Source organism: Vibrio gazogenes, from assembly GCF_023920225.1.
Taxonomy (GTDB): Bacteria; Pseudomonadota; Gammaproteobacteria; order Enterobacterales; family Vibrionaceae; genus Vibrio; species Vibrio gazogenes.
This window is the reverse complement of record NZ_CP092587.1, coordinates 3,431,701-3,456,479: the sequence shown is the minus strand read 5'-3', so window position 1 is coordinate 3,456,479 and position 24,779 is coordinate 3,431,701. Positions and strand designations below refer to the sequence as shown.

Genomic DNA, 24,779 nt, shown 5'->3' with positions numbered 1-24,779 from the left:
AAAAGTGTCTTGATTGAATTATATTATGGTATTTTTAGTTTAAAATCAGCTTGTTATATTGAAAGAAATAATTAGGGTTCTAATCTTTATTTGTGGGAGTATGGAGGTGGGTTATACGTTTGTTAAATCCAGTCGATCAAAGTAACCGACTGGTATGGTTCGATAAGGCGGGAGAGTTAGATCAACATGATGGTGACGAAATTGGCTGAGTTGCTTGCTTGAGCCATGTTTTTACCGTGCCGGTGACAAGTGGTGAAACCTCATCCCAGACTTTTTGGTGATAGCTATTAAGCCACTGAATTTCTGCATCGTTGAGTAATGACAAATCAATTGCGCGCTGGTCGATTGGACAGCGTGTTAAAGATTCAAATCCCAACACATTAAAATCGCCTTCGGTTGTTACCGGAGTAACTAATTCCAGATTTTCGATACGAATACCAAACTGGTCAGCACGGTAATAACCGGGTTCATTTGACACGACCATGCCTGGCTGTAACGCGACGGTATTCGGCGCTTTACTGATGCGTTGTGGCCCTTCATGGACATTGAGGCAGTGGCCGACACCATGGCCTGTACCGTGGTCGAAATCGTAACCGTGGGCCCATAGATGCTGACGCGCCAGTGCATCAAGCTGATGTCCGGATGTTCCCTGTGGGAAACGCGCACTTGCCAGTGCGATATGACCTTTCAACACCAGTGTAAATTGCTGTTTCATCAAGGGCGATGGGGTACCTATCGCGACGGTGCGGGTGATATCTGTCGTCCCATCGGTATATTGACCACCGGAATCGACCAGATAGAAACTATCCGGAGTTAACTGCCCGGGAGTCGGTTGATTGAGGTGATTATAATGGCACATGGCCGCATTGCTTCCGGCTGCGGAAATGGTGCTAAAGCTGAAGTCCAGTAATGTTGGATCCTGTTGTCTGAATTCAGCCAATTGATCCGATAATGTGGCTTCGTTGTGCATATGACCTTGAGCAACTTCCTGATCCAACCAAGATAAGAATTTTGCCATTGCAGCACCATCACGAATATGACAGGCTTGCATCCCTGCGATTTCACTGGCGTTTTTCGCTGCTTTCGGTAGCATACAAGGATCGGCTCCGTGAATGATGGATACGCCGGCATTTTGTAAGGTCAGGCTGAACCAAGCGTTGCAGGTGTCGGGATCCAGTAAAACCTGCTTGCTTTGTAAGTTTGTCAGTGACTCTTCCAGTGTTTCCGGAGGGCAGATTCTGACTCCCGGCCCGACATGGCTCTCAAATGCTTCAATCACACGTTGTGGGTCGATGAACAGATCAACACTGGCATCGTCATAGATAATGGCATAAGTCAGCAGTACCGGGAGGCAAGCGATATCTTGTCCGCGAATATTGAGTAACCAGCAAATCGAGTCCGATTGCGTCAATAGTGCACAGTGGGCTTGTTTTTTTCTGAGGATATCGGCAATGGCTTGTCGTTTATCTACACTGCTCTGACCAGATTGTTTGAGATCCATGAGCCACATTTTTGAAAAAAATGGTACTGGACGGTCCTGCCATAACAGGTCAATAGGGTTATCTTGCAGCGGACAGAGTGTTAATTTCCCCGAGATTTTTTGTTGAGCATGTGTTATCCATAGGCTTCGGTGAAGACGCGGATCGAATCCGACTTTACTGTTTGGGGAAAGATGGTCTATTATCCAATCGAGAAATGGTTCTTCAATCAGATGATGATATTCAAATATTGATTCTGGTACTTGTTTGGTGACTTGGACCGTATAGCGGCCATCAACGAAAATTGAGGCATGCTCTTGGGTAACGACGGCAACGCCCGCAGAACCAGTAAAACCTGTAAGCCATTGCAGGCGTTCATTGTGGGCAGGTAGATATTCTCCCAGATATTCGTCCTCATGAGGAACAATCAGCGCATCAAGTTGGTTTTCTTTTAGCCAGCTTCTTATATTTGATATCCGTTCAGATATATGATTTTGCATCTGGTGTTATCCTTTTGTAGTAGATAGTAAAATGCTACTCGTGAGTGAGTGATGTGAAATAAGCTACGCTTTTTTTACCTGACTCGCAATTTTGCATGATAAGTATCATTATTCATATAGGACATTGGATGTGATGTTCTATATGAATAAATAGCAATCATCGTTTGCGAAACTGTTTATATTTTATATGTTCGCACCCGATAATTATTTAGACATATCTTTAACATTATAATATTTTTTGGAAATCACATATGTCGATGACAACTTATGAAATGGCTCGAATTTTAGAGCAACTTGATGAAACACCTGAGAAGGTTATGTTTGGCAAGTTGCTCAGTGAATTGGGCAACCAGAGTAGCGAGCGCATTCGTAGTGCCGCTAAACAAGTACCTGTTCCTGTGCTGCGTGACTTGGTTTATCAATTTGAGCAAGTAATTGAATCCCGCAAATATGAGCAAGTTGAAACAATGGCAAAACATTTAGCGGCTCAAGGTATTTCTGCAGAAGAGCTACTGAATTATTTAGGTAAAAAATAGCATTATTTAAAGTCAACTATATTTATATGGTTTTTATACCGTTCATTATGGGATGACGTTTCGATTGATGGGGTTCTGTAATGAAATTAATGTTTCAGTAGATTGAACCTCATCAATACTTTGCAATTTATCGATGAGTACGTATTGAAGTTCTTCAATTGAATGACACATTAATTTTGCAAATATATTGTATGCTCCCGTTGTATAATATGCTTCGACAACTTCATCGAGTGCATTCAGCTTTTCTAAGGCTGAATGGTAGTCTCTTGCGGCATTCAGATTGATACCAATAAAACAACAGACATCGTAGCCCAGCTTTTTGGTGTTCACGACGACTTCTGTTTTTTGGATGATATCTGCGTTTTTCATTTTCTCGATGCGAACATGGATCGTTGCCGGACTGACATTAAATTGCTTTGCCATTTCTGCGTAGGGCGTTCGGGCATCATCCATTAATTTCTTGAGGATGGCACGATCCAAATCGTCTAGCTTGGCCGTATTGGGATGCATGATTATTCCTTGTTTGAGCTTTTATGTTTTTATAGGAAATACTCAGAACACCTCATCATGTCTTGCATGACGTCCTGAGGTTGAGAGGTTATATCGATATTACAGTTCTATCATATCAGGCTATTCTATCATTCAAATAGTCAAATGATGTATACCGTCAAGTCGATTTCATGCATATCATCGCTGCGGTGGGCAGAGGAGAATGTTTTTGTTACTACAGTTGTTAACAGAGTCCCCTGATAAACAGTCAACCTTAGATGCGATTGCCGAGCGTTGGCAGCTTGAACATACCGATTCCAGCCCGTTTGCTTTAGTGCTTACTGAAGAACGTTTGGAATTGCGTCAGTTGGATGAGCCTAAATTGGGCGCTATCTATGTCGATTTTGTCGGCGGCGCGGTTGCTCATCGGCGTAAATTCGGCGGTGGCAAAGGGCAGGCCATTGCAAAAGCGGTTGGGCTGAATAAAGGTGTAACGCCCGTTGTGCTTGATGCAACGGCCGGATTGGGCCGTGATGCTTTTGTACTGGCGTCTTTAGGCTGTCAGGTGTTGATGGTTGAACGTCACCCTGTGGTTGCAGCTTTATTGGAAGACGGACTGAAACGAGCTCGTGCAGATGCTGAGATTGGCACATGGGTCAGTGAACGGATGACACTATTGCATGAGAGTAGTCATCGGGCGCTGGATCATCTTGAGCACCCGATACAGCCAGACGTCGTTTATCTCGACCCAATGTATCCTCATCCGGTGAATAAGAAGAAAACGGCATTAGTGAAGAAAGAGATGCGGGTCTTTCAATCTTTGGTTGGTGCTGATGAAGATGCTGATGCGTTGTTAATTCCGGCACTGCGGTTGGCGAAAAAGCGGGTCGTCGTTAAGCGTCCTGATTACGCGCCGTGGCTTCATGAACAGCGACCAACCATGGTGATAGAAACCAAGAAAAACCGCTTTGATGTTTATGTGAATGCTGCCATGGATGAGAAAGAATAGCTTGCCCAACAATCCCTGTGATATGACTATTTGACTTGATCATTTTACTTGATTCCCGGACGATTGCTTTGTATATCTAATTAAGAATAATTATTATTTTTATTGGGGTGAAGCATGAGCAAACGCCTGTGTCAATTTGACCGACGTGAAATCCGCCATACGCTGGGAGATATTCACCATTTGGTGAGTGCCCCAAAGTTTGTCTGCCTGTCTTGTGCGAGAAGCGCGAACCAATGCACTCGTTTATGTAAGCCAGTGGAACTTCCCGCCACGATGCATCAACCGATCGCTCCGGAAATATCACCATCACGGCTGAATATCACGCTGCCGATGTGGGATGAAAAAACACTCAAACAGTTCAAGAAACAGCAGACAGACAAGAAAGCCCGTAAGCAGATTAAGAAATTAATCCGCCAGCAAAAGAAATTACGCAAAGAATCCGGGAAAATTCAAAAAAGGCTGGAGAAGATAGCTTGCTGAACGGTTGTAAGTGATTACTTACTTTTTCTTGTTATGATTCGTTTTCGTTATATAAACTGATTTCGTTATCAGCCGGCTTTGTTATCAACAGTGCTGCTGCGCAACTTTACGTTTGACCCACGTTTCATTGATCCACAGCGATAACATGATGATGGCACCACCGAGAATCAGTTTCGGCAGATTGGCATCCCGGTTCCAGATCAAGAGGTTTACAAGCAAACCGGCCGGGACAAGCGCATTGTTCATGATCGCCAGTGCTCCTGCATTGACCAGGCAAGCCCCTTTATTCCACATAAAATAGCCCAACCCTGAAGCGATTAACCCTAGATAGACTAATATTCCCCATTGCAGAGAAGTGGTGGGTAACCTATCCGTGTGACCAAAGAGCAGAAAAGCAATGGTTGCGACGATCAAAGCACCGAGATAGAAATAACCAAATACCGTGTGTTGCGGGAGCTTTGTGTCATGACTTTCCATCAAATATTTGTAACCAACCTGACCGATAGCAAAGCAAAGGTTCGCCCCCTGAACGACCAAAAATCCCAGTAGAAAGTCTTCTTGAACGCCGGTCTGTTTGATAATGACTGTCCCTAAAACGGCTACGACGGCGGTGACGAGATACCAAGGTGAAAAGCGGCCTTTGAGGAGATCATAAATCAACGTGACATATATCGGCGTAAATACTGTAAATAACAGCACTTCAGGGACACTGAGCAACAGAAAGGATTGGTAGTAAAAGCAATACATCAAACCAAGTTGAATCCCCCCGATAGCCATCAGTTTGATGATCAGAGATTTAGCAACTTGTCGGAATTTCAAAAAGGGTACAAACACCACACTTGCAAGCGCGATGCGCATGAGGACGGAGAACCAAGAATCAACCTGACCGGCGAGATAAACACCGATCAGGCTGAATGAAAAAGCCCATAACAGGGTAATCGCAGAAAGATAAGCCATATGATAATTTCAACATGATCAATAATGGCTCAGAGTCTAGCGAAGTTTTCCCCGTTCGTCAGTCTTTGAGTGGCACGACCAGCATATCAACCGGAGAGCAGTTGATGAGGAGCTTGGTTGAGGAAAGCAGTTTGCTCCAGAAATCCTGATGATGCCCACAGACAACCAAATCGATTTCATATTCACTGATCGTTTCACAAATTTCGTGGCCTAAATCACCACTGCCGACCAAGGTATGATGAATCGGATAATTGGCATGTGTTGCAATCTCTTGTAAATGTTTTTGTGACATTTCCATGGATTGATGTTGTGTCTCTGCCAGATTGATATCGATCAGCCCTGTGTACAGTTCGGCATAATTCACATCAATATGAATAAAAGACAATTTTGCTCCGAGAGGTTTTGCCAATGCAACAGCTTTATCGACTAGAACACGGCTTTCCTCAGACAAATCGACTGTGACTAAGATATGTTTATAGCTCATTATACTGTCTCCATTTCATATCTGATGGTTTCACTTTAGCATCGCCCTGAAAAAAAAATTGTCGGAACGATCTCAGTTCCACTTCTCTGCCAGAAGATGATAAAGTGTTGACGGTGTTATATTTCAATTAATATGAGAGTAAATCAGGAGACACAGTGATGCTAGCACAAGCAATGGTTGATCAACTAAATGATCAAATTAATCTCGAATTTTTCTCATCCAATCTATACTTACAAATGAGTGCTTGGTGTGAAGATAAAGGCTTTGAAGGTGCAGCAATGTTTCTTCGTTCTCATGCTCAGGAAGAAATGCAGCACATGCAGCGTTTGTTTACTTATGTGAGTGAAACAGGAGCGCTACCTATTCTCGGTGTGATTGATGCGCCCAAACATGACTATGATAGCTTAGGGGAGGTTTTCCGCGAAACATATGAACATGAGCAAATGATAACTCAAAAAATTAATAAGTTGGCCCATGTAGCATTCACATCTCAAGATTACTCGACCTTTAATTTTCTTCAGTGGTATGTGGCTGAGCAGCATGAAGAAGAAAAACTGTTTAAAGGGATTTTAGACAAGTTAGAGCTGGTTGGTGAAGATGGTAAAGCCCTGTTCTTCATCGATAAAGATTTAGCAGACATGGTAAATGAAGGTTCATCTTCCGTAATGGATTCTCAAGCCGGGTAATCTCAGAAATATCACTGCTGATTGTCTTTTTCCTTGGGATCCTCATGAAGATGTAGGGAGGAAAAGATGATCAGCGAAGATACGATCTTATTCGCACTCATGGGAGTGACACTGGTTAATGTTGCGCGGTACCTCACAGCGCTTCGGGCATTGATTTATATCATGCGTGAAGCTCATCCTCTCTTGTATCAGCAAGTAGACGGTCCCGGATTTTTCACCACTCACGGTAATATGAATAAACAGGTCCGTTTATTTCATTACATCAAAAGTAAAGAGTACCTCCATCATCATGATTCAGTGTTTACTGGTAAGTGTGAACGAGTAAGACAACTCTTTATACTCTCATCTTCTCTTGTCGGAATCACGATGCTCACCTCACTGATTTTGTAAAGAGAAGTGCCACGTCGGGCGCTTGATTGGTAAAATGACGCGCTTAACGTTAGAATCATTCTTCAATAGATGAAGGATGTGCTGACTGGCACATCCTTTTTTCGTGTCTTTCATGTTTACAGATCGCTTTAGTTCGATGTTGGTGAGATAAGAATGAGCAAACAGGTTGATGTCGTTGTAATCGGAGCCGGAGCCGCAGGGCTGATGTGTGCTGCGCAGGCTGGTAAGCGGGGACGACGAGTCTTGGTTGTCGATCATGCGAAAAAGCCGGGGCGGAAAATCCTGATTTCCGGTGGCGGACGCTGTAACTTCACCAACTATGATGTCTCTGCGAGCCACTATCTTTGCCGCAATCCACATTTTGTTAAATCCGCACTGTCTCAATATACCAACTGGGATTTTATCTCTATGGTTTCTCAGTACGGCATTGCGTTTGAAGAACGCGATCACGGGCAATTGTTCTGTCTTGACAGTGCCAAAGAGATTGTCAATTTACTGCTCAAAGAGTGTGACTTACCCAATATTGAACAGCGTTATCAGGTTGACATTCAGGCCATTGAAAAAACGGAAGCAGGCTTTCGTCTTCAGACCGGGCAGGGAACCATCGAGTGTCAGTCGCTGGTGGTTGCAACCGGCGGTTTATCGATGCCGAAACTGGGCGCAACACCTTTCGGTTATCAAATCGCTGAACAGTTTGGTTTGCCGATTATTCCGACCAGAGCTGCATTGGTACCGTTCACCCTCCATAAAGAAGAGAAAGAGCAGTTTGCCGAACTATCGGGGATCGCCGTGCCGGCGGTACTCTCGGCTGAGAATGGGACATCATTTAAAGAAGCGCTGCTTTTCACCCACCGCGGGCTATCAGGGCCGGCTGTGTTACAACTGTCTTCCTATTGGCAACCGGGGGAGAAAGTTACGGTGAATTTGGTGCCGGATGAAGATATCGGGGAAATGCTGAACCGTTCCTGTGCCAAGCACCCCAATCAAAGTGTGAAAAATACCCTTGCGAAAGTGTTACCCAAGCGTCTGGTTGAAGTCTTGATTGAGCGGGGCGAGCTAGTGGATAAGCCTCTCAAGCAACTGCACGGCAAAGAAATGACCGCCTTGGTTGAAACTCTCACTCACTGGCAGATATTGCCCAATGGCACCGAAGGTTACCGCACCGCCGAAGTCACTCAGGGAGGTGTTGATACGGATACCATCTCTTCGAAAACCATGGCTTGCAAATCCGTCCCCGGCTTGTTCTTCGTCGGTGAAGTCATGGATGTAACCGGTTGGCTCGGCGGATATAACTTCCAGTGGTGCTGGTCTTCCGGCTGGGTCGCCGGGCAGTGGGTGTGAGTGTGCAGCGACAAAAAGTCAGTCTCTCGTGACTTGGATGAAACATAACAACGGCTACTTAGAGTAGCCGTTGTTATCACCCCAAAGGCGCAATATTTTTAAACGATCAAATTTCAAACGACCTGATGAGAGTCAATCGACACATTTTTGAATCTCAATATAAACCAAGCGCAAAAATGTAACCAATCAGTACCGCGATCGGCCCTGTAATTTGCCTCGAGATTAATAATGCCGGAACACCTGTTTTAATGGTTTCAGGTTTAGCATCTTGCATCGATAGCATCAGTGGAATAGAGTCCGCTGCCGCTTGGACATTAATCGCGAATAAGGCTGGTAAAGCGTACATCGGCGGTATAATACCCGTACCAATGAGTCCGCCAACCGTGACGCCGACGACTTGTGCAACCGCAGCGCCCGGGCTTAGGATTGGGGCAATTAACGGAAATCCACAAATCGCCGAAAGAACGACCAGGCCAATTAGACTGTCTCCGAGTGGTGTCAATACATGGGCGATCAGATCGCCTAACCCTGTCTCTTTGACAAACGTAATCAAAATCGCCACAAACGCCATAAACGGCAGTACCGTTTTTATCACCAATTCAAAGGCATCTTGTGCAGCAGCAAATACATGGCCAACGACTGTCCCGATATTGCCACCCAACTTTTCCACAACGTTTAAAAATATATTCATATTCATGATATGGAATCCTTATGATTTGGTTTCTTCAGGCGATAACTGTGAATCCAGTGATTCGCTTTCGTCTGGCGTCGATGATTGCGCCCGACTCTTCAGCACAGCATGAATCGCGTCTGTCATAAACCCTCGTATAATGCCGATACATATTGCAGCCGCGATAAAACGAATCGCTAAATCTTGCACCGGTAAACCAAGCTGAGTGATACCCGCAGAGACACCTAACCAAATAAATAATTCAGATGGCAAGACATGTGGGAAAAGTGATGTAAGAGGGTGGGCTGTCGTCACAAGTGCATCTTGGTATCCGAGTTTGTTTTTTTCAGGTAACAACTTGCCGATTGTTAATGCGCCAGGAAAAGACATTAACAGCCATGAAATCGGGGGCAGGATGCCGTATGCCAGAATCCTATTTTTACCTAATAATGTTGCGACCTTATCCATGCGTTTTTGACCAATGAACCGGAAACAAGTATTCACAACGATAAGGAGCGCTATTAGCATCGGAATAATGCCGCCGGCCATACTCATAAATGTTTCTCCGGCTTTGCCAAAGAAGCCGATAAATATTTGTATGTATTCCATTATTATTTCCTTTTTTGTAGGGGACTGAGGCTCTGTATGTTCAATCAGAGCCTATTGTTATTATTTTTGTGGTTGTCCGTAGGTCTTGAATTTTTCTTGCATCAGAATCATTTCATCTTCAGGAAGTACAACAGGTTTACCCATTGCAGAAGCAATACAGTGAATTTTGCAGCAGTGTTCGATTTCCTCAGCAATATTGAATGCTGCATCTAGCGTTCCTGAACCAGCCAATAAACCGTGGTTGGCCAGTAACACTGCTTTTCTGTCAATCATGGCTTCGTATGCGGCTTCGGCAAGCTCTGGCGTGCCGAATGTTTCATAGTTTGCACAACGAACGTCCAGCCCTGAAAATGCAACTAAGTAGTTGGATGCCGGCAGCCCCTGACGGAGGGTCGCGAGGACGGTGGCGTATGTCGAATGAGCGTGAACAACCGCATTAATGTCATCGCGGCGATCATAAAAAACTTTATGCATGCTCCATTCTGAGCTCGGTTTTCTTTGTGAATCTACAATCTTTCCATCCATATCTAAAATAACGATATCTTCCGGTTTGGCGGAGAAATAATCGACACCGGATGCACTAATCGCCATGAGTCCCTGTTGTCGGTCAAATACCGAAATATTCCCGCCGGTACCAATCGTAAGACCATGTGTAACTAGTTTTTTACATGTTTCAATAATTTCTTCGCGTTCGTATTTCATTAACATCATTAATGTCCTTAATATGAATTCATTGAATCTGATTTTTAAAAACGGAAAATTAATTATATTGATGTAACAACGGCTCATTTTTCAAAAAGCGATTAATATCATCAATAATCATATTGGTATGGTTGGTTAATACCTCTGCCGTTGCGCCGGCAATATGTGGCGTGATCGTCACATTGTTCAGTTCGTTAATATAAGGGTGGTCAGCACAAATGGGTTCATGTGCATAAACATCAAAACCAGCACCTCTGATTTTATTTTCACGTAATGCTTCAATCACTGCGTCTTCATCTAAAACAGCCGCTCTTGATGTATTAATTAAAAATGCACTTTGCTTCATCATGCCGATTCGTTCCTTATTTAAGAAACCAATGGTTGATTCCGATACTTTCAAGTGCAAAGTCACGAAATCTGAGTGACAGAGTAGTTCATCGAGACTCACAATTTTGACGCCAGGTTCGTTGACATCCACTGCGGATAAAAAGGGATCATAAATTGCCAGCGCCATGCCGAACCCCCGGGCGATTCGGCCCACTCTTCGGCCAATCGAACCATATCCAATAATCCCCAGTGTTTTCCCATGGAGTTCAAAGCCCTTAAACACTTCATAAGGACTGTCTGATGTCACATCCCATATTGCGTCTTTTTGAACACCATCTGCTGATACACCTGCGCGATTTGCGTCAGTATATTCACCGTTCTTTAACGCCATATGGGCTTGCGGTATATTTCTCGCGACACAGAGCATATGAGCGATTGTCAATTCTGCGGTGGCGTCAGAGTTTCGTCCCGGCGTATAAATGACAGGAATATTTCGTTTTGACGCTGCTTTACAGTCAACATTTACAGGGGTTGCCCGTGTACAAGCAATTAATTTTAACTGATCACATGCAATGATTACTTTTTCGGTAATATCATCATACGATGTAATAATGATGTCACAGTCTTTCGCTAATTCAATTAATTCATCTTCTGTAAGCTTGGGGTTTCCTAATGCCCATCCAGATATAATTACATCACCAAGTTCTTTTAATTTCTCCAGGTTATTATCATGTTCCGCTGTAAATAGAATTTTCATTAATGTCCTCTTCTTATATCAGCTCTTAAATTCCATAGGTCATTTGCTTTAATTCGGAATTCTTTATAAAAAGAATACAATCTTTCATAAGCAATGACATTTGCTTGAATCGGTTCTATTTTTTCGTCTAAGTTAAAATACTTGTCATCATGAATATCTGTTAAATCCCCTACGGCAATTCCGGCTAACATCGCAGCACCTTTGGCCGAAATTTCTTTATCACCGGGAACAATCACCGTGCGATCGGTCATATCGGCAATAATTTGTAACCACGATTTAGAGTTAGAACCTCCTCCGGCTAAATAAATAAACTCACCTTTGGGGTGTCCTTGCAATGCATCTTTAATGGTGTAGCTAATGCCTTCAAAGACGGCTCGTAACAGATGTGCCTGAGTGGTTCCTTGACTGATGCCGAAGAAAGAAGCTCTGGCATTGGTATTTAAAAACGGAGCGCGCTCCCCCCCAATATAAGGGTGATACCACACGCCGCCCGCACCAACGGATACGCTGGAGATGAGTGCTTCTATTTCTTTAAAGTCTTTAGGACAAGACAGGTTCTCAATCGCCCAGTCCAGATTCGGTGTTCCTGAAAGCGTTGCAATTAAATCAATGAATGACTCTGAGACGACATTGGGAATACACCGCAGTCCTTCGCCCTTAATGTCAGGGACTTTACTAATCACGCCGGTACAACAGGTTGTGCCAAGAATGCTAAATACATCGCCTTCTTCACATGCCCCCAGACCTAATGCAGCACAAGAAACATCGACACCTCCCATGACCACAACAGTCTCTGCGCTTAATCCGGTTCGTCTTGCAACGTCATCTGTGATTTTGCCGGCTATCTCCGTACTATTCTTGATTTGAGGGAACAGTGATGAGCAGGCATTCAAATGGAGTTGCTCAAATACTAAATCAGATAAGGATTGTGTTTTAAGGTTTATAATCGAGGTGCCGACATCACTCAGTTCTAAATCCATGCGGCCCGTGAGACCGAAGCGAATCCAATCTTTCGCAAAGACGGAGTAGCTGGCTTTTGCTAATGTTTCTGGCTCGTTGTCTGACAGCCATTTTAGAATCATCGACATATTGCCCGGTTGGGGCTCCGAGCCTGTTTCACATGCCAACGCTTTTATTAAATCGTGGTCAATTTTGTTGATAACGGATGATGCTCGTGTATCGCTCCAAATAATTGCATTTCTGACCGGATTGCCATTTTGGTCTACCAGCCAAGCCCCTTCGCCTTGCCCGCTGATACCAATCGCTTTTATGTCTTTTACGTCGACACCCGCGTCGTTGGTTAAGTTCTTGAGTGACAGAATGGTTTTGTTGAAAACCTCGTTCATGTTCTGCTCACACCATCCATCTTGTGGATAAATGGTTTCATTTGGAATCGATGAGGCAAACACCTGATTAAAAGAACGATCAAACAAAACCGACTTTATGTTGGTGGTGCCTATGTCTATCCCGATATAGTAGTTTTTCATTGTGTAGGGTCCTAAAGGTTATTGTTTTTATCTTAAATTCCTCTGGCTGTCTGACGTCTATGGTCTAAATTGTTTGTTTTTATTCGTTATTAGGCTTTTTTTTGTTCTTATTATCTATCGTTGTCTGACAACGTTGTCATGTTGTTAAAATTCCAGCCGGATTAATGTGATTAAAATCTCATTTTGAAATAGAGGAGAATAAAAAAAGAAAATGAAGAGTAGAATCCAGATAAGAATGAATTGGAGTAGTTATGGATAAAAGCCACAAAAACAAAGACTTTGTGAAAGATGCGATTTTGAAAATGGGTGAATTATCAGAGAGTTGTGGTGATATGAAATTGCCCTCCGAACTCTCTTTGTGTTCCATGTTGGAAGTTTCTCGTTCAACGATTAGGGAAGTGCTCGCACAGTTGATCCAAGAAGGGGTGGTGTATCGTGTTCGGGGAAAAGGGGCTTATCTTCGACGTGGTCTGACATCGCTGAACTTAGATTTAACGAAGTTATTTAGTGTCAGTGATGCAATCAAAAGTTGTGGCCTGTCTCCAAAAACCATCCTTAAATATAAGCATGTGAAAACGGCCTCTCAGTTAGTGGCCAGTAAACTCAACATTGATGAAGGGGATAAGTATGTTGAGATCAAAAGATTGAGGTATGCCAATGACAAAATAGCGGTGTTTAATATTCATCACTTTAGGCTGCATGCCATTGAACATGCGAGTGATGATGCACTCTGTGGCTCTCTGTTCGATTATCTTGAAGAGACCGGTAAAAGTATTTCTTACGCGAAAACCAAAATAAAATCCGTTGTTCTGACACAGCGAGATATCCCGGAAATGGACGTGGCGCTGGAACCCTTCATTCTCTTAGAAGAAACTTATTATAGTGATTCAGGCGAAGTTTTTTGTTATACCGAAGACTACTATTCCGATGAGATCTTTAGCTTCGATATCATTCGCAGACGCTCATAGTGCGGGTCTTGAGCCGCTCGTGTTTTAGCCATTCCATCGAAGCTCCCGATAGCAGTCAATATCGAGGTCAATTGGGGATGGCAGTCTGTTGCATGTGAACTGCCAGCCAATACCTGCCATCAATACTGACCGCATGTCAGATGCCATTATTCTTTCCCTCAGAAAAGTACAATCCTCCCAACGAACGGCCTGTCTCGGCCAGTGTCTTCCGATTTTTATGAAGTTTCACCATGGGCTCTAGGAGGTCTTAACGGCCTGTCTCGGCCAGTGTCTTCCGATAAAATACATCTGGGGAGCCAATAGAAACTAATGTCTTAACGGCCTGTCTCGGCCAGTGTCTTCCGATATTTTATAATTGATGATGTTGGGAAAATTCTTGTGTCTTAACGGCCTGTCTCGGCCAGTGTCTTCCGATTAACTGGTTATGTTGGAACTCAATGATTTAAAGTCTTAACGGCCTGTCTCGGCCAGTGTCTTCCGATTAGCCATTCACACCTGCCTGAGCAGCTTCAATAGTCTTAACGGCCTGTCTCGGCCAGTGTCTTCCGATTCTATACAACTTAGGAGTAAATTATGAACAAGTCTTAACGGCCTGTCTCGGCCAGTGTCTTCCGATAGCGCCCCCTGACAGCCTTGATATATAAGGGCTGAGCAAAGCAATTTGGCCGATCTGTATAAATATACATAGAAAACCTCATTCTTTTGGCCCTTTTCAAGGGGGATCAGCCAATTGCCAATCTCGTCAGACAAGCGTTGATTATATCATCGGCTCTGGTTTGGATTCAAAGCGTTAAACGAGGCGTGCAGAGGTTTCATACTGAATTGTGCACTCTGACCGATCTGCCGATGGGCTCGCGGGAGCACACCAAAAAGTTTGGACCGTTATCCTATGGGGGCTGAACCTCAATATCGGGAGACAGCCCATTCAGCGCATTAATCGAATAGAAGTCAATATTTTTGTGTCTGCATCATATGCACAATCTGCCGCTATCACTGAAACAGTCGGTACTTTGCCGGGAGAACTCAGTGTTCATCAAGGGATGGCGACTTATCAGATACCAATTGAATTGCCGGTCACTTCTACATGTGCGTCAACTGAAAAAATAGCCGTGCATGATACTGCGGATATTAATGGTTGGATTCAGACGTGGTCTTCGATGTTACTCACTGCACAAGCTCAGAATAAGAAAGTGCAGATTTACATGACGGTTTGTCGTACTAACAACGTCCCGCTACTTTATGGTGTTCGAGTGATAAGCCATTAATTTCGTTAACTATCTTTCTTGGAAAAAGCTTTGAGTCATCGATTTGAAGCTTTCCTTTCAGTATCCGGCAGGCATTGATCTGTTGCCTCAGGCTGTCTGCATCTCACCGGAACGCAAAATGATGGTTTGATCGGCTGTAGGGACGTGAGTTAACAATGCCCGCGCAACTTTTTGTGCCTCAATCGGGCGATAGTCTCGTGGAATGAGCGGCTTGACGGCTTGGCTGATATATTTTGTGAGCGTTTCACTCAAACGAACGGGTTGTCCCAACGTTTGCCGATCTCCCAGAAGCATCGACGGGCGAGCAATAACTAAACCGTCGGGGGACAGCGCGGTTAAGGCTTGTTCCAGTTCACCTTTGACACGATTGTAGAAAAACCGTGACTTTGGATTGGCCGCCATGGCACTGACTACTCCGATTCGTTGGGCACCGGCAGCAAGCGCTGCTTGCGCGACTGCTAAATTGATCGCCAAATCAACCGCTCGAAATGCAGCCCGGCTGCCAGCTTGATGCATGGTGGTTCCGACTGCCAGATACACTTCATCGATTGCTGGCAAGGGAGGAATCAATTGAAAATCGACCTGATGTTCTAACAGTTTGGGGTGACTGACTTTCACGGGGCGACGGCAGAGCACATGAACTGCTCCGATTGACGGATCATCGAGTGCGTTGAGTAACAGTGCATTGCCAACCAGACCTGATGCGCCTGCGATCGCGATATGTCGTTGGCCTGTCATCTGTACCTCCTTTGTTGTGACGTTGGTTTCCGTCGTGATGTTGAGTCAATCCTTGAACCAGTAAGTCCTTGAACATGAGTGTAGAAGCAATCCACGCATGATTCTATCGGCTGATTTTCCTATAGCAAAAATGTGGACGCAAATTTGGAAAAAAAGTAGCGCTGATCTAGGTTTCATAAAAGAAGTATATACATTGATTCTGCGTCGATTTCAGCGTTCTGACGCTTAGATGTTTTCACCGCTAAATTTTTTTATGTTTGACCGGTTGTCGGTTAGCATGTGACTAACCGACAACTACGAAAGACTGTTTTGCTATGTCCCGAACCCAACGATTGTTTGATTTACTCCAACTGCTTCGCTGCCACAAATATCCGGTTGCTGCTGCGACACTGGCAGATGAACTGAACGTGAGTGTCCGGACGATTTACCGGGATATCGCGACTTTACAGTCTCAGGGGGCTGAAATTGAAGGGACAGCAGGACTGGGTTATCTTCTGAAACCGAATTTTATGTTGCCGCCGCTGATGTTCAGTTACGAAGAGTTGGAAGCACTGTTACTGGGCGCTGAATGGGTAACCCATCAGGATGATTCGGCCATGACTCAGGCGGCGCGACATGCGATTGCGAAGATTTCGGCGATCTTACCCGATACGCTGAAATGGCAATTGGAGCGGGAAACGTTTCGGGTTGGACCCGGTCTGGAAAAGCCCCCGTTACTGGTGGATTTAGCCCTGATACGTCAGGCGATACGTCAGGAGTCCATTATTGAAATTGAATATGTCGATCAACAGGGCAACCTGACAATTCGCCGACTTTGGCCGGTGTTGCTGGGATTTTTTGAAGCTTGTTATATGTTAGTTGCTTGGTGTGAGAATCGGCAGGCATTCCGCCATTTCCGGGTTGATCGTATTCGGACTTTCCATGATACGGCACAGCGTTATCCCCGTCGTCAGCGAGACTTAGTAAAAGCATGGCAGGCAACTCAGGGGGTGGCTGATAAACAAACTCGCTATTGAAAACAGCCCGATTGATCAAAATCCTATTGACCCAAACACTACTGACAAAAACTGACAACATACCTGAGTAAGCTATTTGTAACTTATAAAGAGCAGGAGTGATGTGATGTCAGTTTTAAGAAGTACAGTTGTTTTTTACGTTGCGGATATAGAAAAAAGTCAGGCGTTTTACAATGCGCTGTTTGGATGTCATCCGGTTCAAGCTTCCGGTGAGTTTGTTTTGTATCTGGTACATGATGGTTTAACTTTCGGTATCTGGAAACAAAGTGCGGTTATACCGACAATAACCCCAGATTCAACATTGCCATCAAAGAATCAGGGAGAGTTGTGTCTGTTTGTGGACGATCAGGATGCCTTCCAGCAAATGCATCAACATTGTTTGCTGAATGAGCTTCCTATTCTTCAGGAACCCGCCGTGATGGATTTTGCGACGGCATTCACAGTCACAGACCCGGATGGTTATCGGATCCGGTATGCGATTGGCAAATGACTCGTTACTGGATTGCGGTCGCTTCGGCCGATCATGTCAGGAATGGCCGTGAATGGGGAATCATGCAGGTTTGTCATGGTAAGTCGGCTCCGCTCAAACGGCTCTCTCCCGGAGATGGTGTGGTGTACTATTCACCGAAGCAACGTTTTGGTTACCCGGAAAAATGTCAGGAATTCACCGCAATAGGGCAAGTTCGGGAGGGGCGGGTATATCAGGTAGATATGGGGAACGGGTTTCTTCCATATCGTCGTGATGTGGCGTGGTTCGATGCTTGTCCGACGGATATTTACCCGCTGTTACCCGCCTTGCACTTTCACGATGGAAGCCGTTCCTGGGGAGCGAAGTTTCGCTATGGGCTGTTCGAGATTTCACCAGGGGATTTTGAGACGATTATGCATGCGATGCTGCGTCAGTTCTCTTCACCGGTGCAAATGGCGTTGTTTTCTGGTTCAGGACGCGGGATGTCCTGAACCGGTCATCTTTTCACGTTGTGCTACTGTCATTTTGCTTTACCTTGACTTTATCAATCGTTTTGACGTTATGATTGATACGTTTTATAGAAAGTGCGCAGAATCGCTACATTGGTTCAAGGTTTTTAAATTGCAATTGAGCATTGCATACACATAGGTTTGTTTTTGTGTAGAATAAGCATCTTGTCGCGTTTCATTCGCATTGGTTAAAAATAGTACCGTACTCATCAATAAGAAACGTCAGTGAACCCGTATGATTCAGTCAAAAATCAGTGCCGATATCCTTACAGAATCGAATTATTCTCAGTCTTCCTTTTCCACATCTTCTCACAGTGCAGCACCGACGCTTCCGGAACGTCCGGATCAGATCCCGAATGTCAGGTTCGAATATCATCTGGAAATTGCTTGTTCGGATGAATCTCGTCGCTCGATGCTCCGTTATGGGTTTGCACTGAAAGGGCAGGAGGTTGAGCTGACGACCAGCCCGCAGAATCAATATTCGACAGAGTACGGCACCCGTTATACCTACTATACCGCTTATAACGACCCGAAACGGATTATGGCTTTTAATGACCTCAGTCCTTTGGGAGTGAGTGTTCCGCATCCGATTCAGGTCAAACCGATTGGTTCAGGTTTTGTGCGGGAAGCATTTATTCCGGTCCAGCCTGCAATTCAGGTTGGTGATCATCTGGGGTTACCAACTGAAGGATACATTTACCATTTTCATCAGGCTCGGCTGGTGCAGGAATATCATCTGATGCCGGGGGGTTCGGGCAGCTTCTATGCCACGCTGTCGCGGCATGAAAAACTCAATCAGGCGAGAGGTTGTCCTTGTGCCCACGATGCGTTACTGGTGTTCTGGAAGATGGGTTGTCGGGATGTGCACAACCAACATCTGCTTTACCTGAAGAAACCGATCACAAGGGCACAACTTGATGCTTTGAATGAAACGTGGCTGGACAAACATGCCGTCAGATTAGATCTGCAGGCATTACTGGAGATCACGCGTGAACCGGTGGTCTTGCGGCCGTTGGAGCAGCATGTTGAGCATGCGCCGAAAAATGCAGCAGATACACTCCATACCGTGCAGCGGATTCCCGGAACCAACCGACGAGAGAGCTGGCTTGAGATTGCGGTGCGTTATGATTTGTCAGCCAAAGATCTCTTGGATTTAAATCCTCAGTATCATGCTGACCCGATGGTGTTGAAAATAGGCGATGTGCTGACGGTTCAGTCTCAAAAGAGCAATTCTCGACCAGAAACTTTGATTGGTCTGCCTCCCAGAGCCCCACAAACCTATAATCATCCGCTGAACAGCTATTACGCCCATCAGGCGTCCTACCTTAACGGGACAACGATGAAAGCCATTAATAGCCGAGCTTTGGTCAGAAAAGATATTCCGGTTGTGCGTCTCAACCGTCTTGGCTAGCTTGTTTGTAGGATATTTACACCGCCAGACAAAGGCTGATGTGAGGGAAAACGGCGTTCATGTGATCAAGCCGTTTCATCGGGAGCAATTGTGGTGTAATCATGGGGATGACTAAACATGAATGCCATCCGGTTCAGGAAGTGTTATTAACAGCGCTTCTCTGTCATTTCACAGACTCAAACTTCTTCAGACACGACGGCCTCAGTGACATTGTTGGTATAGAGTGTTGTGGTTGTATGTAGTGCCATGATGGCTCGGTGTAGTGCATCTTTTTCAGCCGGAGAGAGTTCACCTGATGTGGGAACGCTGCACAGGCTCACAACGTGGCACCAGAATAATACATCATTCACACCACTTTCATTTTCTTTTAGTTCTGACATTGTGCCCATAATATTATCCTAACCACTGACTGTTGATATTTATGTAATTAGCAATTTACGATTAATATTATATTGATTTTGACGGCTACTGATCATAAATTCAAAAGTTAATCAATAGTTGTAAATTTGCTGTTTATCATATTAAAGACGGTATCTTTTAGTTATTTTACAGAACGTAGCCAAAAATGTTCAATATTTGGTTATCTAATGTTGATCTAGATCACGCAATTTGTTTCGCTTTGAATAGGCATCAATTTATTGATATCTATGATGCAGCGTATGGTTGGGCGGTACATGAAACTAAGTAAACAAGAAAAAATAGATAATATTAAAAATAATATTTCTTATGCGATTAAAAGTCGTAACGAAAGTAAGAAATCCTTTTCTGAACGTACGGGAATAACCAGAACAACCATTTACAATATTCTGGATGGTAAAGTTGATCGGATTCAGACTCAAACGGTTGAAAAAATTGCAAATTTCTTTGGTACGACGTGTCGGGTCATTGAAGAGAGTAATCTGGAAGCCATTGAGTACCGCAATCAACTGATCTCTCCGGATGGCAATAAAAATCCGCTGTGCATACCAGTTGTTAATGAGAAAGAGCTAATTGCTTCACTAGACAAATATATTGGTGAATTAATTGTGGTTCATCCGACGACATATTATTTTTCGGATGAATCCAATATGATCGGTTTGAATATTACAACGCCATTTACATATCGGTATCAGATTGGTTCATTATTGGTGATTGAACGGTTTAAACGTAATGATATTGATGATCTTGTTATTTTAACATCCAGAAACTCTTTAACAATTGAGCCTGAAAACTATGTGCTCAGAGAGGGAGAGATATTAATTGGATGCATCAGGGAGGAACGGTTACATGCAGAATAGAAAATATAAATTAATTGGGTTCAGTCGCCATCCGGAACATGTGGCAAATGTTATGGTGCTGTCGACGGGCAAACAGTTGTCTATCCCTCTCACTGAAATATTTAACAGTACGGTGGCAGAAGATCTGAGTCCGATAGAGACCAAAGAGATTTGTCGCAAGTTATACAGTGCCGAAGGCTTTCAAGGGGCTTACGATATCCAAGATCGCAAAGAATCGTACTGGATTACATTTGCCATCATCGCCACGATACTTTCAGCCGTCTTCATCTTGTCAAATATCACGGGTGTCAAGCCGATTGAGATTGCCAACTCAGGTTTTATTGTTCCTTTTGCGATTTTCTTATATCCAATCTCTTTTATTCTGGTCGATATCCTCAATGAATTTTATGGGCTACGCATGGCCCGGGCTGCAATTCTGCTGTCAACTGTGACCAATGCTTTTCTGCTATTGATGCTCAATCTCTCTGGTTACGCTCCGACAGTCAGCGACTGGCAAATGGTGAATGAGAGTTATCAATCAATTATTCATAGTATTAACTCGGTTTTTCTGGCTTCAATGATTGCTTACTTTGTTTCGGAAAACGTGAATGCGTATCTGTTGCAGAAAATCAAACAACTGACCAATGGCAGACGATTGGTCGTGCGGGTCTTTTTCAGTACATTCTTTGCGTCGTTAATCGATAGTGCGATTTTCATCTATCTGGCATTCAGCCATATTCTCAGTCCGACGGTCTTATGGAGTATGTTTATTTGCCAAGTGGTTGTGAAAAGCATCTATGCGATTGTCGGTGTTGGCCCGATATACGGTGCAAGAGCGCTATTCAATAAATATATCAATCGATAAACGACAACGTTAGTGGATCATTATGGATACAACCTATTCTAAAAATCTTGGTAAGAAAACAGACTATATATCAACCTACACCCCCCAACTGCTTGACCCGATTCCCCGGGCTCGGGGGCGTGGCAATATTACAGCATGTGATAGTGCGGCGTTCTCCGGATACGATTTATGGACCGGTTATGAACTGTCTTGGTTGAACCCGAAAGGTAAACCGATGGTGGCCGTTGCAGAATTTATGATTCCGTGTACCAGCCCGAATTTGATTGAGTCTAAATCTTTCAAGTTGTACCTGAACAGCCTCAATCAGACCGCCTTTGTCTCGGAACAGGAATTGGTTGAAACGTTGATTCAGGATTTGAGTGCAACATCAGGGGGCGATGTTCAGGTGAAGCTGATACCTGTGGATGAAACGTTAGAGAGTCGTGCGGATAAATCTTTTACCTGCATTGATGATCTGGATATTGAAATTGACAGTTATGGGTATGATGAAGATCGTTTGTTAGGGGCGACCTCTGCAAACACGGTTGAAGAGAAGCTTTGTTCGCATCTGCTGAAATCGAATTGTCTGGTGACGAATCAGCCAGACTGGGGGAGTGTCTATATTCATTATCAAGGTGCTGAGATTGATCGGGAAACACTGTTGCGATACATCATCTCTTTTCGGGAACATAATGAATTTCACGAACAGTGCGTTGAACGTATCTTTGCCGATATCAAGCGATGCTGCAATCCCGAGAAACTCACCGTATTCGCACGCTATACCCGTCGGGGTGGTTTGGATATCAATCCATTCCGGAGTGATTTTGAGGAAGCCATGTTGGTCGGACGAGAATACCGCCAGTAATCACTTACCTCCTTGCCATAAAAAGGCCTCCCTTCGATAGGGCGGCCTTTTTTATGGTGCCTGCTTTGATGCATTTTTGAATCATGAGTATCAACAACTGGTTTGAAATGCGTTGCGTAATAACTGGTTGCAGCTCCGAGCAGTGTAAAATAGGTATGAAGACACAAATTTATGAAATAAGATGCATCATGTGTATTAAATTTAATAACAATGCAAATTAATATCCTTCCTCTCTTGCAGAATAGAAATAAGGGGTTTTAAGCAATGAGTGATGCAACAAAAAACCATTCGATGAATGGTGCTGAGAGTCTGTTGCGTACATTGGTCGAAAGTGGTGTTGAAGTTTGTTTTGCTAATCCGGGGACGTCAGAAATGCATTTCGTTGCGGCATTGGATCGCGTGCCGGGGATGCGTCCGGTTTTGGCGCTTCAAGAAAATGTGGCAACGGGTGCCGCTGACGGATATGGGCGCATGACTGGCAAACCAGCATGTACATTGCTTCATTTGGGACCGGGATTGGCCAACGGTCTGGCCAACTTACATAATGCCAGACGAGCCGGCTCTCCGATTGTGAATATCGTCGGTGACCATGCCACCACACATCTACAGTACGATGCGCCATTAACATCTGATATTCATGGATTTGCGAACCCGGTTTCTGAGTGGGTTTATACCTCTTCTTGTTCGCAACAAATTGGAGAGGATGCAGCTCGGGCTGTCCATGTTGCTTCCCAAGCTCCGGGGCAAATTGCAACACTGATTCTACCGGCAGATACAGCCTGGAATGACGCCGAGAGTGTTGCTTCACCACTGACACCGTCTGCACCGACCATTGTCTCCACTGAGAAAATTAATCACGTGGCCGGTTTGATCAACAGCGGACTCAAAACCGCGATCCTCATGCGAGGTTCCGCATTGTTAGAACCGGGATTAACCGCGGCAGGGAAGATTGCTGCGAAAACGGGTGCCCGCCTATTGTGTGATACGTTTGCACCGCGTATTCAACGCGGGTCAGGCCGGGTTCCGGTTGAACGCTTACCTTATCTTTCCGAACAGGCTGCTGATTTTCTGGCTGGTACAGAATTGATTGTCTTGGTCGGCGCTAAGCCGCCGGTCAGCTTTTTTGCCTATCCCGATAAACCGAGCTGGCTGACCCCGGAAGGGTGTCGTTTAACTCGGTTAACTGAGATTCATGAAGATAGTACGCGTGCACTTGAAGATTTAGCCAAAGCTTGCGAAGCCGAGAACATTGAGCCATACCGCACCAGACATCAGGTGCCTGCGTATGGGTTTGATGGTCCGATTACTGCGGAATTTGTCATGCAGGTCATTGGCAAATATTTACCGGACAATGCCATTATCAGCGATGAGTCCGCATCATCCGGTTTTCCTCATTATGATGTTACCGAAACCGCTGCAGCACATGATTATCTGAATTTGACCGGTGGTGCTTTGGGCAGCATGATGGCGGTTTCGATTGGTGCGGCGATTGCGTGTCCGGGACGCAAGGTGGTTAACTTGCAAGGGGATGGGAGTGCTATGTATTTGTTGCCCGCACTTTGGACCCAAGCAAGGGAAAGCTTAGATATTGTAACGATCATATTCAGTAATCGTTCATACCGTATCCTGAATCATGAACTCCAACGTGTCGGCGCAAAAAATCAGGGGCAATCTGCGGCTTCGCTGATGAGTTTGGAAAATCCATCCATTCATTGGCTTGGATTAGCATCGGGGATGGGTGTTCCTGCTTTTCAGGCTGATACGCGTCAGTCATTTGATCTTATTTTTCAAAAGGCGATGCAGGAATCCGGACCGAAATTAATTGAGGTGATGTTGTGATGGTTTAATTTAAAGCGAATGACTGTCTATATTTTATTTATGATGGTTTTATTGCGAAATATTAGAACTGTTGTATTTGGATGTATATTATTGGTGTTTTGCTGATGATTATTATATTAAGTAATCGTCGGCTTGTTTTTAATAAAAATTAATCTTGGCTTTAGCCTATTTTTGTTTGTTTTTCATGACGGACTTTCCCACTTATTTTCTCAATGTTACACGTATTGTTTACCTGAACAAATTAGACCACAATTTGTTTTTTCAACTATCCTTGCTCTTCTGATTATTCTTCATCTCCATAGATCATGCTATTCCTCTATAGTTTATTGTTTTTGTTGGTTTTATTTTTGTTTTCTTTTGATTCTGTTTTTTTGGACAATTATATAAATATGTCTGTTATCAATTAATTTAAATTTAAATTTGATTTCTTACCAAAAAAGAGAAAAAACAATCTGTCTTTCTGGAAATTATTTATATTGTCTTTCTACTCTATTTCGCGCTTTATCGGTTGTTTTTGATTACTTTTCTTATTCATTACTCATCAGTTTATTGGATATATTGGTCAGTTGCTCATGATTGAATTGAATACTGTTTTATTATACAAAGTAAAACGATTTCATCTTAATAAGATTGTCACTTTATTGGCTTTGTTATTTTATCTGTGTGTTTGAATTTTATTTATCAGAATATGTGAGTG

The 24,779-nt window shown here is 44.0% G+C and carries 27 protein-coding genes; 16 read left to right on the top strand and 11 right to left on the bottom strand.

The genetic code is table 11. From position 1 onward, the window contains the following. Nucleotides 1-181: 181 nt before the first annotated feature. A complete protein-coding gene (locus MKS89_RS15360; protein WP_072959273.1) occupies nt 182-1,978 on the bottom strand; it encodes an aminopeptidase P family protein in 1,797 nt (598 codons plus the stop codon). 251 nt (nt 1,979-2,229) lie between these two features. Between MKS89_RS15360 and tsrA the strand changes: the two genes are divergently transcribed. Beyond that, a complete protein-coding gene (gene tsrA / locus MKS89_RS15355; protein ID WP_021021251.1) occupies nt 2,230-2,514 on the top strand; it encodes an H-NS-like global regulator TsrA in 285 nt (94 codons plus the stop codon). Between the two features lie 45 nt (nt 2,515-2,559). Here the strand turns inward: tsrA and asnC are convergent, their stop codons facing one another. Further along, nucleotides 2,560-3,024: a transcriptional regulator AsnC gene (gene asnC, locus MKS89_RS15350; RefSeq protein WP_072959275.1), complete on the bottom strand. Its 465-nt coding sequence runs from the start codon at nt 3,022-3,024 to the stop codon at nt 2,560-2,562. A gap of 208 nt (nt 3,025-3,232) precedes the next feature. Between asnC and MKS89_RS15345 the strand changes: the two genes are divergently transcribed. Both MKS89_RS15345 and MKS89_RS15340 read left to right on the top strand, forming a co-directional pair. After that, on the top strand, nt 3,233-4,012 hold the full coding sequence (locus MKS89_RS15345; RefSeq protein ID WP_072959563.1) for a class I SAM-dependent methyltransferase: 780 nt from the start codon (nt 3,233-3,235) through the stop codon (nt 4,010-4,012). 114 nt (nt 4,013-4,126) lie between these two features. After that, entirely contained in the window at nt 4,127-4,492 is a 366-nt protein-coding gene (locus MKS89_RS15340) for a hypothetical protein (RefSeq protein WP_077316327.1), read from the top strand. An 84-nt stretch (nt 4,493-4,576) separates the two neighbouring features. Here the strand turns inward: MKS89_RS15340 and MKS89_RS15335 are convergent, their stop codons facing one another. Together MKS89_RS15335 and uspA are read right to left on the bottom strand one after the other, a co-directional pair. After that, on the bottom strand, nt 4,577-5,449 hold the full coding sequence (locus MKS89_RS15335) for a carboxylate/amino acid/amine transporter (RefSeq protein WP_072959279.1): 873 nt from the start codon (nt 5,447-5,449) through the stop codon (nt 4,577-4,579). 58 nt (nt 5,450-5,507) lie between these two features. Beyond that, complete coding sequence (uspA, locus tag MKS89_RS15330) at nt 5,508-5,933, bottom strand: universal stress protein UspA (RefSeq protein ID WP_072959282.1); 426 nt, start codon at nt 5,931-5,933, stop codon at nt 5,508-5,510. A gap of 158 nt (nt 5,934-6,091) precedes the next feature. Here uspA and ftnA point away from each other — a divergent pair, with 158 nt between their 5' ends. From ftnA to MKS89_RS15315, 3 genes are all read left to right on the top strand, one after another. Then, a complete protein-coding gene (gene ftnA / locus MKS89_RS15325; RefSeq protein ID WP_072959284.1) occupies nt 6,092-6,619 on the top strand; it encodes a non-heme ferritin in 528 nt (175 codons plus the stop codon). Between the two features lie 66 nt (nt 6,620-6,685). Next, on the top strand, nt 6,686-7,009 hold the full coding sequence (gene uspB / locus MKS89_RS15320) for a universal stress protein UspB (RefSeq protein ID WP_072959287.1): 324 nt from the start codon (nt 6,686-6,688) through the stop codon (nt 7,007-7,009). A gap of 153 nt (nt 7,010-7,162) precedes the next feature. Further along, the gene (locus MKS89_RS15315) at nt 7,163-8,350 is read left to right on the top strand and encodes a BaiN/RdsA family NAD(P)/FAD-dependent oxidoreductase (protein ID WP_072959290.1); all 1,188 of its coding nucleotides are present in this window, start codon (nt 7,163-7,165) and stop codon (nt 8,348-8,350) included. Between the two features lie 154 nt (nt 8,351-8,504). Here MKS89_RS15315 and MKS89_RS15310 read toward each other — a convergent pair whose 3' ends face one another. From MKS89_RS15310 to MKS89_RS15290, 5 genes are read right to left on the bottom strand one after another with little or no spacing between them, the layout of a single operon-like run. Then, on the bottom strand, nt 8,505-9,047 hold the full coding sequence (locus MKS89_RS15310) for a PTS glucitol/sorbitol transporter subunit IIB (protein WP_072959293.1): 543 nt from the start codon (nt 9,045-9,047) through the stop codon (nt 8,505-8,507). 12 nt (nt 9,048-9,059) lie between these two features. Then, nucleotides 9,060-9,629, bottom strand: a complete 570-nt coding sequence (gene srlA / locus MKS89_RS15305) for a PTS glucitol/sorbitol transporter subunit IIC (protein WP_072959296.1) — start codon at nt 9,627-9,629, stop codon at nt 9,060-9,062. Nucleotides 9,630-9,689: 60 nt separating this feature from the next. Further along, complete coding sequence (locus MKS89_RS15300; protein ID WP_205409132.1) at nt 9,690-10,340, bottom strand: L-fuculose-phosphate aldolase; 651 nt, start codon at nt 10,338-10,340, stop codon at nt 9,690-9,692. 49 nt (nt 10,341-10,389) lie between these two features. Next, complete coding sequence (locus MKS89_RS15295; RefSeq protein WP_072959297.1) at nt 10,390-11,415, bottom strand: 2-hydroxyacid dehydrogenase; 1,026 nt, start codon at nt 11,413-11,415, stop codon at nt 10,390-10,392. Continuing rightward, nucleotides 11,415-12,902, bottom strand: coding sequence for an FGGY-family carbohydrate kinase (locus MKS89_RS15290; RefSeq protein WP_072959301.1), 1,488 nt, complete (start codon nt 12,900-12,902; stop codon nt 11,415-11,417). The genes MKS89_RS15295 and MKS89_RS15290 overlap by 1 nt, the downstream gene beginning before the upstream one ends. Nucleotides 12,903-13,153: 251 nt before the next feature. Here MKS89_RS15290 and MKS89_RS15285 point away from each other — a divergent pair, with 251 nt between their 5' ends. Both MKS89_RS15285 and MKS89_RS15280 read left to right on the top strand, forming a co-directional pair. Then, the gene (locus MKS89_RS15285; RefSeq protein WP_072959304.1) at nt 13,154-13,870 is read left to right on the top strand and encodes a GntR family transcriptional regulator; all 717 of its coding nucleotides are present in this window, start codon (nt 13,154-13,156) and stop codon (nt 13,868-13,870) included. 824 nt (nt 13,871-14,694) lie between these two features. Then, nucleotides 14,695-15,135: a hypothetical protein gene (locus tag MKS89_RS15280; RefSeq protein WP_072959306.1), complete on the top strand. Its 441-nt coding sequence runs from the start codon at nt 14,695-14,697 to the stop codon at nt 15,133-15,135. 87 nt (nt 15,136-15,222) lie between these two features. On the opposite strand, the gene MKS89_RS15275 is transcribed toward MKS89_RS15280, so the two are convergent. Next, on the bottom strand, nt 15,223-15,873 hold the full coding sequence (locus tag MKS89_RS15275) for a Rossmann-fold NAD(P)-binding domain-containing protein (RefSeq protein ID WP_072959309.1): 651 nt from the start codon (nt 15,871-15,873) through the stop codon (nt 15,223-15,225). A gap of 314 nt (nt 15,874-16,187) precedes the next feature. Here MKS89_RS15275 and MKS89_RS15270 point away from each other — a divergent pair, with 314 nt between their 5' ends. The 4 genes from MKS89_RS15270 (at nt 16,188) to MKS89_RS15255 (ending at nt 19,278) form a co-directional block, all read left to right on the top strand. Next, nucleotides 16,188-16,889 (top strand): helix-turn-helix transcriptional regulator, encoded by a 702-nt coding sequence (locus MKS89_RS15270; RefSeq protein ID WP_072959312.1) that lies wholly within the window; start codon nt 16,188-16,190, stop codon nt 16,887-16,889. A gap of 106 nt (nt 16,890-16,995) precedes the next feature. Beyond that, on the top strand, nt 16,996-17,379 hold the full coding sequence (locus MKS89_RS15265) for a VOC family protein (RefSeq protein WP_072959314.1): 384 nt from the start codon (nt 16,996-16,998) through the stop codon (nt 17,377-17,379). Continuing rightward, the gene (locus MKS89_RS15260) at nt 17,376-17,849 is read left to right on the top strand and encodes an EVE domain-containing protein (protein ID WP_072959317.1); all 474 of its coding nucleotides are present in this window, start codon (nt 17,376-17,378) and stop codon (nt 17,847-17,849) included. The genes MKS89_RS15265 and MKS89_RS15260 overlap by 4 nt, the downstream gene beginning before the upstream one ends. Before the next feature lie 253 nt (nt 17,850-18,102). Continuing rightward, nucleotides 18,103-19,278: a LysM peptidoglycan-binding domain-containing protein gene (locus tag MKS89_RS15255; protein WP_072959320.1), complete on the top strand. Its 1,176-nt coding sequence runs from the start codon at nt 18,103-18,105 to the stop codon at nt 19,276-19,278. A 176-nt stretch (nt 19,279-19,454) separates the two neighbouring features. Here MKS89_RS15255 and MKS89_RS15250 read toward each other — a convergent pair whose 3' ends face one another. Next, on the bottom strand, nt 19,455-19,667 hold the full coding sequence (locus tag MKS89_RS15250) for a hypothetical protein (RefSeq protein WP_072959323.1): 213 nt from the start codon (nt 19,665-19,667) through the stop codon (nt 19,455-19,457). 285 nt (nt 19,668-19,952) lie between these two features. On the opposite strand from MKS89_RS15250, the gene MKS89_RS15245 reads away from it, so the two are divergent. The 4 genes from MKS89_RS15245 (at nt 19,953) to MKS89_RS15230 (ending at nt 24,082) form a co-directional block, all read left to right on the top strand. Further along, nucleotides 19,953-20,555, top strand: coding sequence for a helix-turn-helix domain-containing protein (locus MKS89_RS15245; RefSeq protein WP_072959568.1), 603 nt, complete (start codon nt 19,953-19,955; stop codon nt 20,553-20,555). Beyond that, nucleotides 20,545-21,399: a queuosine precursor transporter gene (locus MKS89_RS15240; protein WP_072959325.1), complete on the top strand. Its 855-nt coding sequence runs from the start codon at nt 20,545-20,547 to the stop codon at nt 21,397-21,399. The genes MKS89_RS15245 and MKS89_RS15240 overlap by 11 nt, the downstream gene beginning before the upstream one ends. A gap of 22 nt (nt 21,400-21,421) precedes the next feature. Next, complete coding sequence (queF, locus tag MKS89_RS15235; RefSeq protein ID WP_072959328.1) at nt 21,422-22,243, top strand: NADPH-dependent 7-cyano-7-deazaguanine reductase QueF; 822 nt, start codon at nt 21,422-21,424, stop codon at nt 22,241-22,243. A gap of 264 nt (nt 22,244-22,507) precedes the next feature. After that, nucleotides 22,508-24,082, top strand: a complete 1,575-nt coding sequence (locus MKS89_RS15230; protein ID WP_205409108.1) for an acetolactate synthase large subunit — start codon at nt 22,508-22,510, stop codon at nt 24,080-24,082. Nucleotides 24,083-24,779: the final 697 nt, after the last annotated feature.

Bases quoted from the DNA above. Each gene is read 5' to 3' on its own strand.
- MKS89_RS15295 (WP_072959297.1), bottom strand. From the start codon at position 11,415: ATGAAAATTCTATTTACAGCGGAACATGATAATAACCTGGAGAAATTA.
- MKS89_RS15290 (WP_072959301.1), bottom strand. From the start codon at position 12,902: ATGAAAAACTACTATATCGGGATAGACATAGGCACCACCAACATAAAG.
- MKS89_RS15315 (WP_072959290.1), top strand. From the start codon at position 7,163: ATGAGCAAACAGGTTGATGTCGTTGTAATCGGAGCCGGAGCCGCAGGG.
- uspA (WP_072959282.1), bottom strand. From the start codon at position 5,933: ATGAGCTATAAACATATCTTAGTCACAGTCGATTTGTCTGAGGAAAGC.
- MKS89_RS15230 (WP_205409108.1), top strand. From the start codon at position 22,508: ATGAGTGATGCAACAAAAAACCATTCGATGAATGGTGCTGAGAGTCTG.
- ftnA (WP_072959284.1), top strand. From the start codon at position 6,092: ATGCTAGCACAAGCAATGGTTGATCAACTAAATGATCAAATTAATCTC.
- MKS89_RS15250 (WP_072959323.1), bottom strand. From the start codon at position 19,667: ATGGGCACAATGTCAGAACTAAAAGAAAATGAAAGTGGTGTGAATGAT.
- MKS89_RS15360 (WP_072959273.1), bottom strand. From the start codon at position 1,978: ATGCAAAATCATATATCTGAACGGATATCAAATATAAGAAGCTGGCTA.
- MKS89_RS15265 (WP_072959314.1), top strand. From the start codon at position 16,996: ATGTCAGTTTTAAGAAGTACAGTTGTTTTTTACGTTGCGGATATAGAA.
- asnC (WP_072959275.1), bottom strand. From the start codon at position 3,024: ATGCATCCCAATACGGCCAAGCTAGACGATTTGGATCGTGCCATCCTC.
- MKS89_RS15340 (WP_077316327.1), top strand. From the start codon at position 4,127: ATGAGCAAACGCCTGTGTCAATTTGACCGACGTGAAATCCGCCATACG.
- MKS89_RS15245 (WP_072959568.1), top strand. From the start codon at position 19,953: ATGAAACTAAGTAAACAAGAAAAAATAGATAATATTAAAAATAATATT.
- tsrA (WP_021021251.1), top strand. From the start codon at position 2,230: ATGTCGATGACAACTTATGAAATGGCTCGAATTTTAGAGCAACTTGAT.
- queF (WP_072959328.1), top strand. From the start codon at position 21,422: ATGGATACAACCTATTCTAAAAATCTTGGTAAGAAAACAGACTATATA.
- MKS89_RS15255 (WP_072959320.1), top strand. From the start codon at position 18,103: ATGATTCAGTCAAAAATCAGTGCCGATATCCTTACAGAATCGAATTAT.
- MKS89_RS15285 (WP_072959304.1), top strand. From the start codon at position 13,154: ATGGATAAAAGCCACAAAAACAAAGACTTTGTGAAAGATGCGATTTTG.
- MKS89_RS15270 (WP_072959312.1), top strand. From the start codon at position 16,188: ATGTCCCGAACCCAACGATTGTTTGATTTACTCCAACTGCTTCGCTGC.
- MKS89_RS15240 (WP_072959325.1), top strand. From the start codon at position 20,545: ATGCAGAATAGAAAATATAAATTAATTGGGTTCAGTCGCCATCCGGAA.
- MKS89_RS15335 (WP_072959279.1), bottom strand. From the start codon at position 5,449: ATGGCTTATCTTTCTGCGATTACCCTGTTATGGGCTTTTTCATTCAGC.
- srlA (WP_072959296.1), bottom strand. From the start codon at position 9,629: ATGGAATACATACAAATATTTATCGGCTTCTTTGGCAAAGCCGGAGAA.
- MKS89_RS15260 (WP_072959317.1), top strand. From the start codon at position 17,376: ATGACTCGTTACTGGATTGCGGTCGCTTCGGCCGATCATGTCAGGAAT.
- MKS89_RS15300 (WP_205409132.1), bottom strand. From the start codon at position 10,340: ATGATGTTAATGAAATACGAACGCGAAGAAATTATTGAAACATGTAAA.
- MKS89_RS15275 (WP_072959309.1), bottom strand. From the start codon at position 15,873: ATGACAGGCCAACGACATATCGCGATCGCAGGCGCATCAGGTCTGGTT.
- MKS89_RS15310 (WP_072959293.1), bottom strand. From the start codon at position 9,047: ATGAATATGAATATATTTTTAAACGTTGTGGAAAAGTTGGGTGGCAAT.
- uspB (WP_072959287.1), top strand. From the start codon at position 6,686: ATGATCAGCGAAGATACGATCTTATTCGCACTCATGGGAGTGACACTG.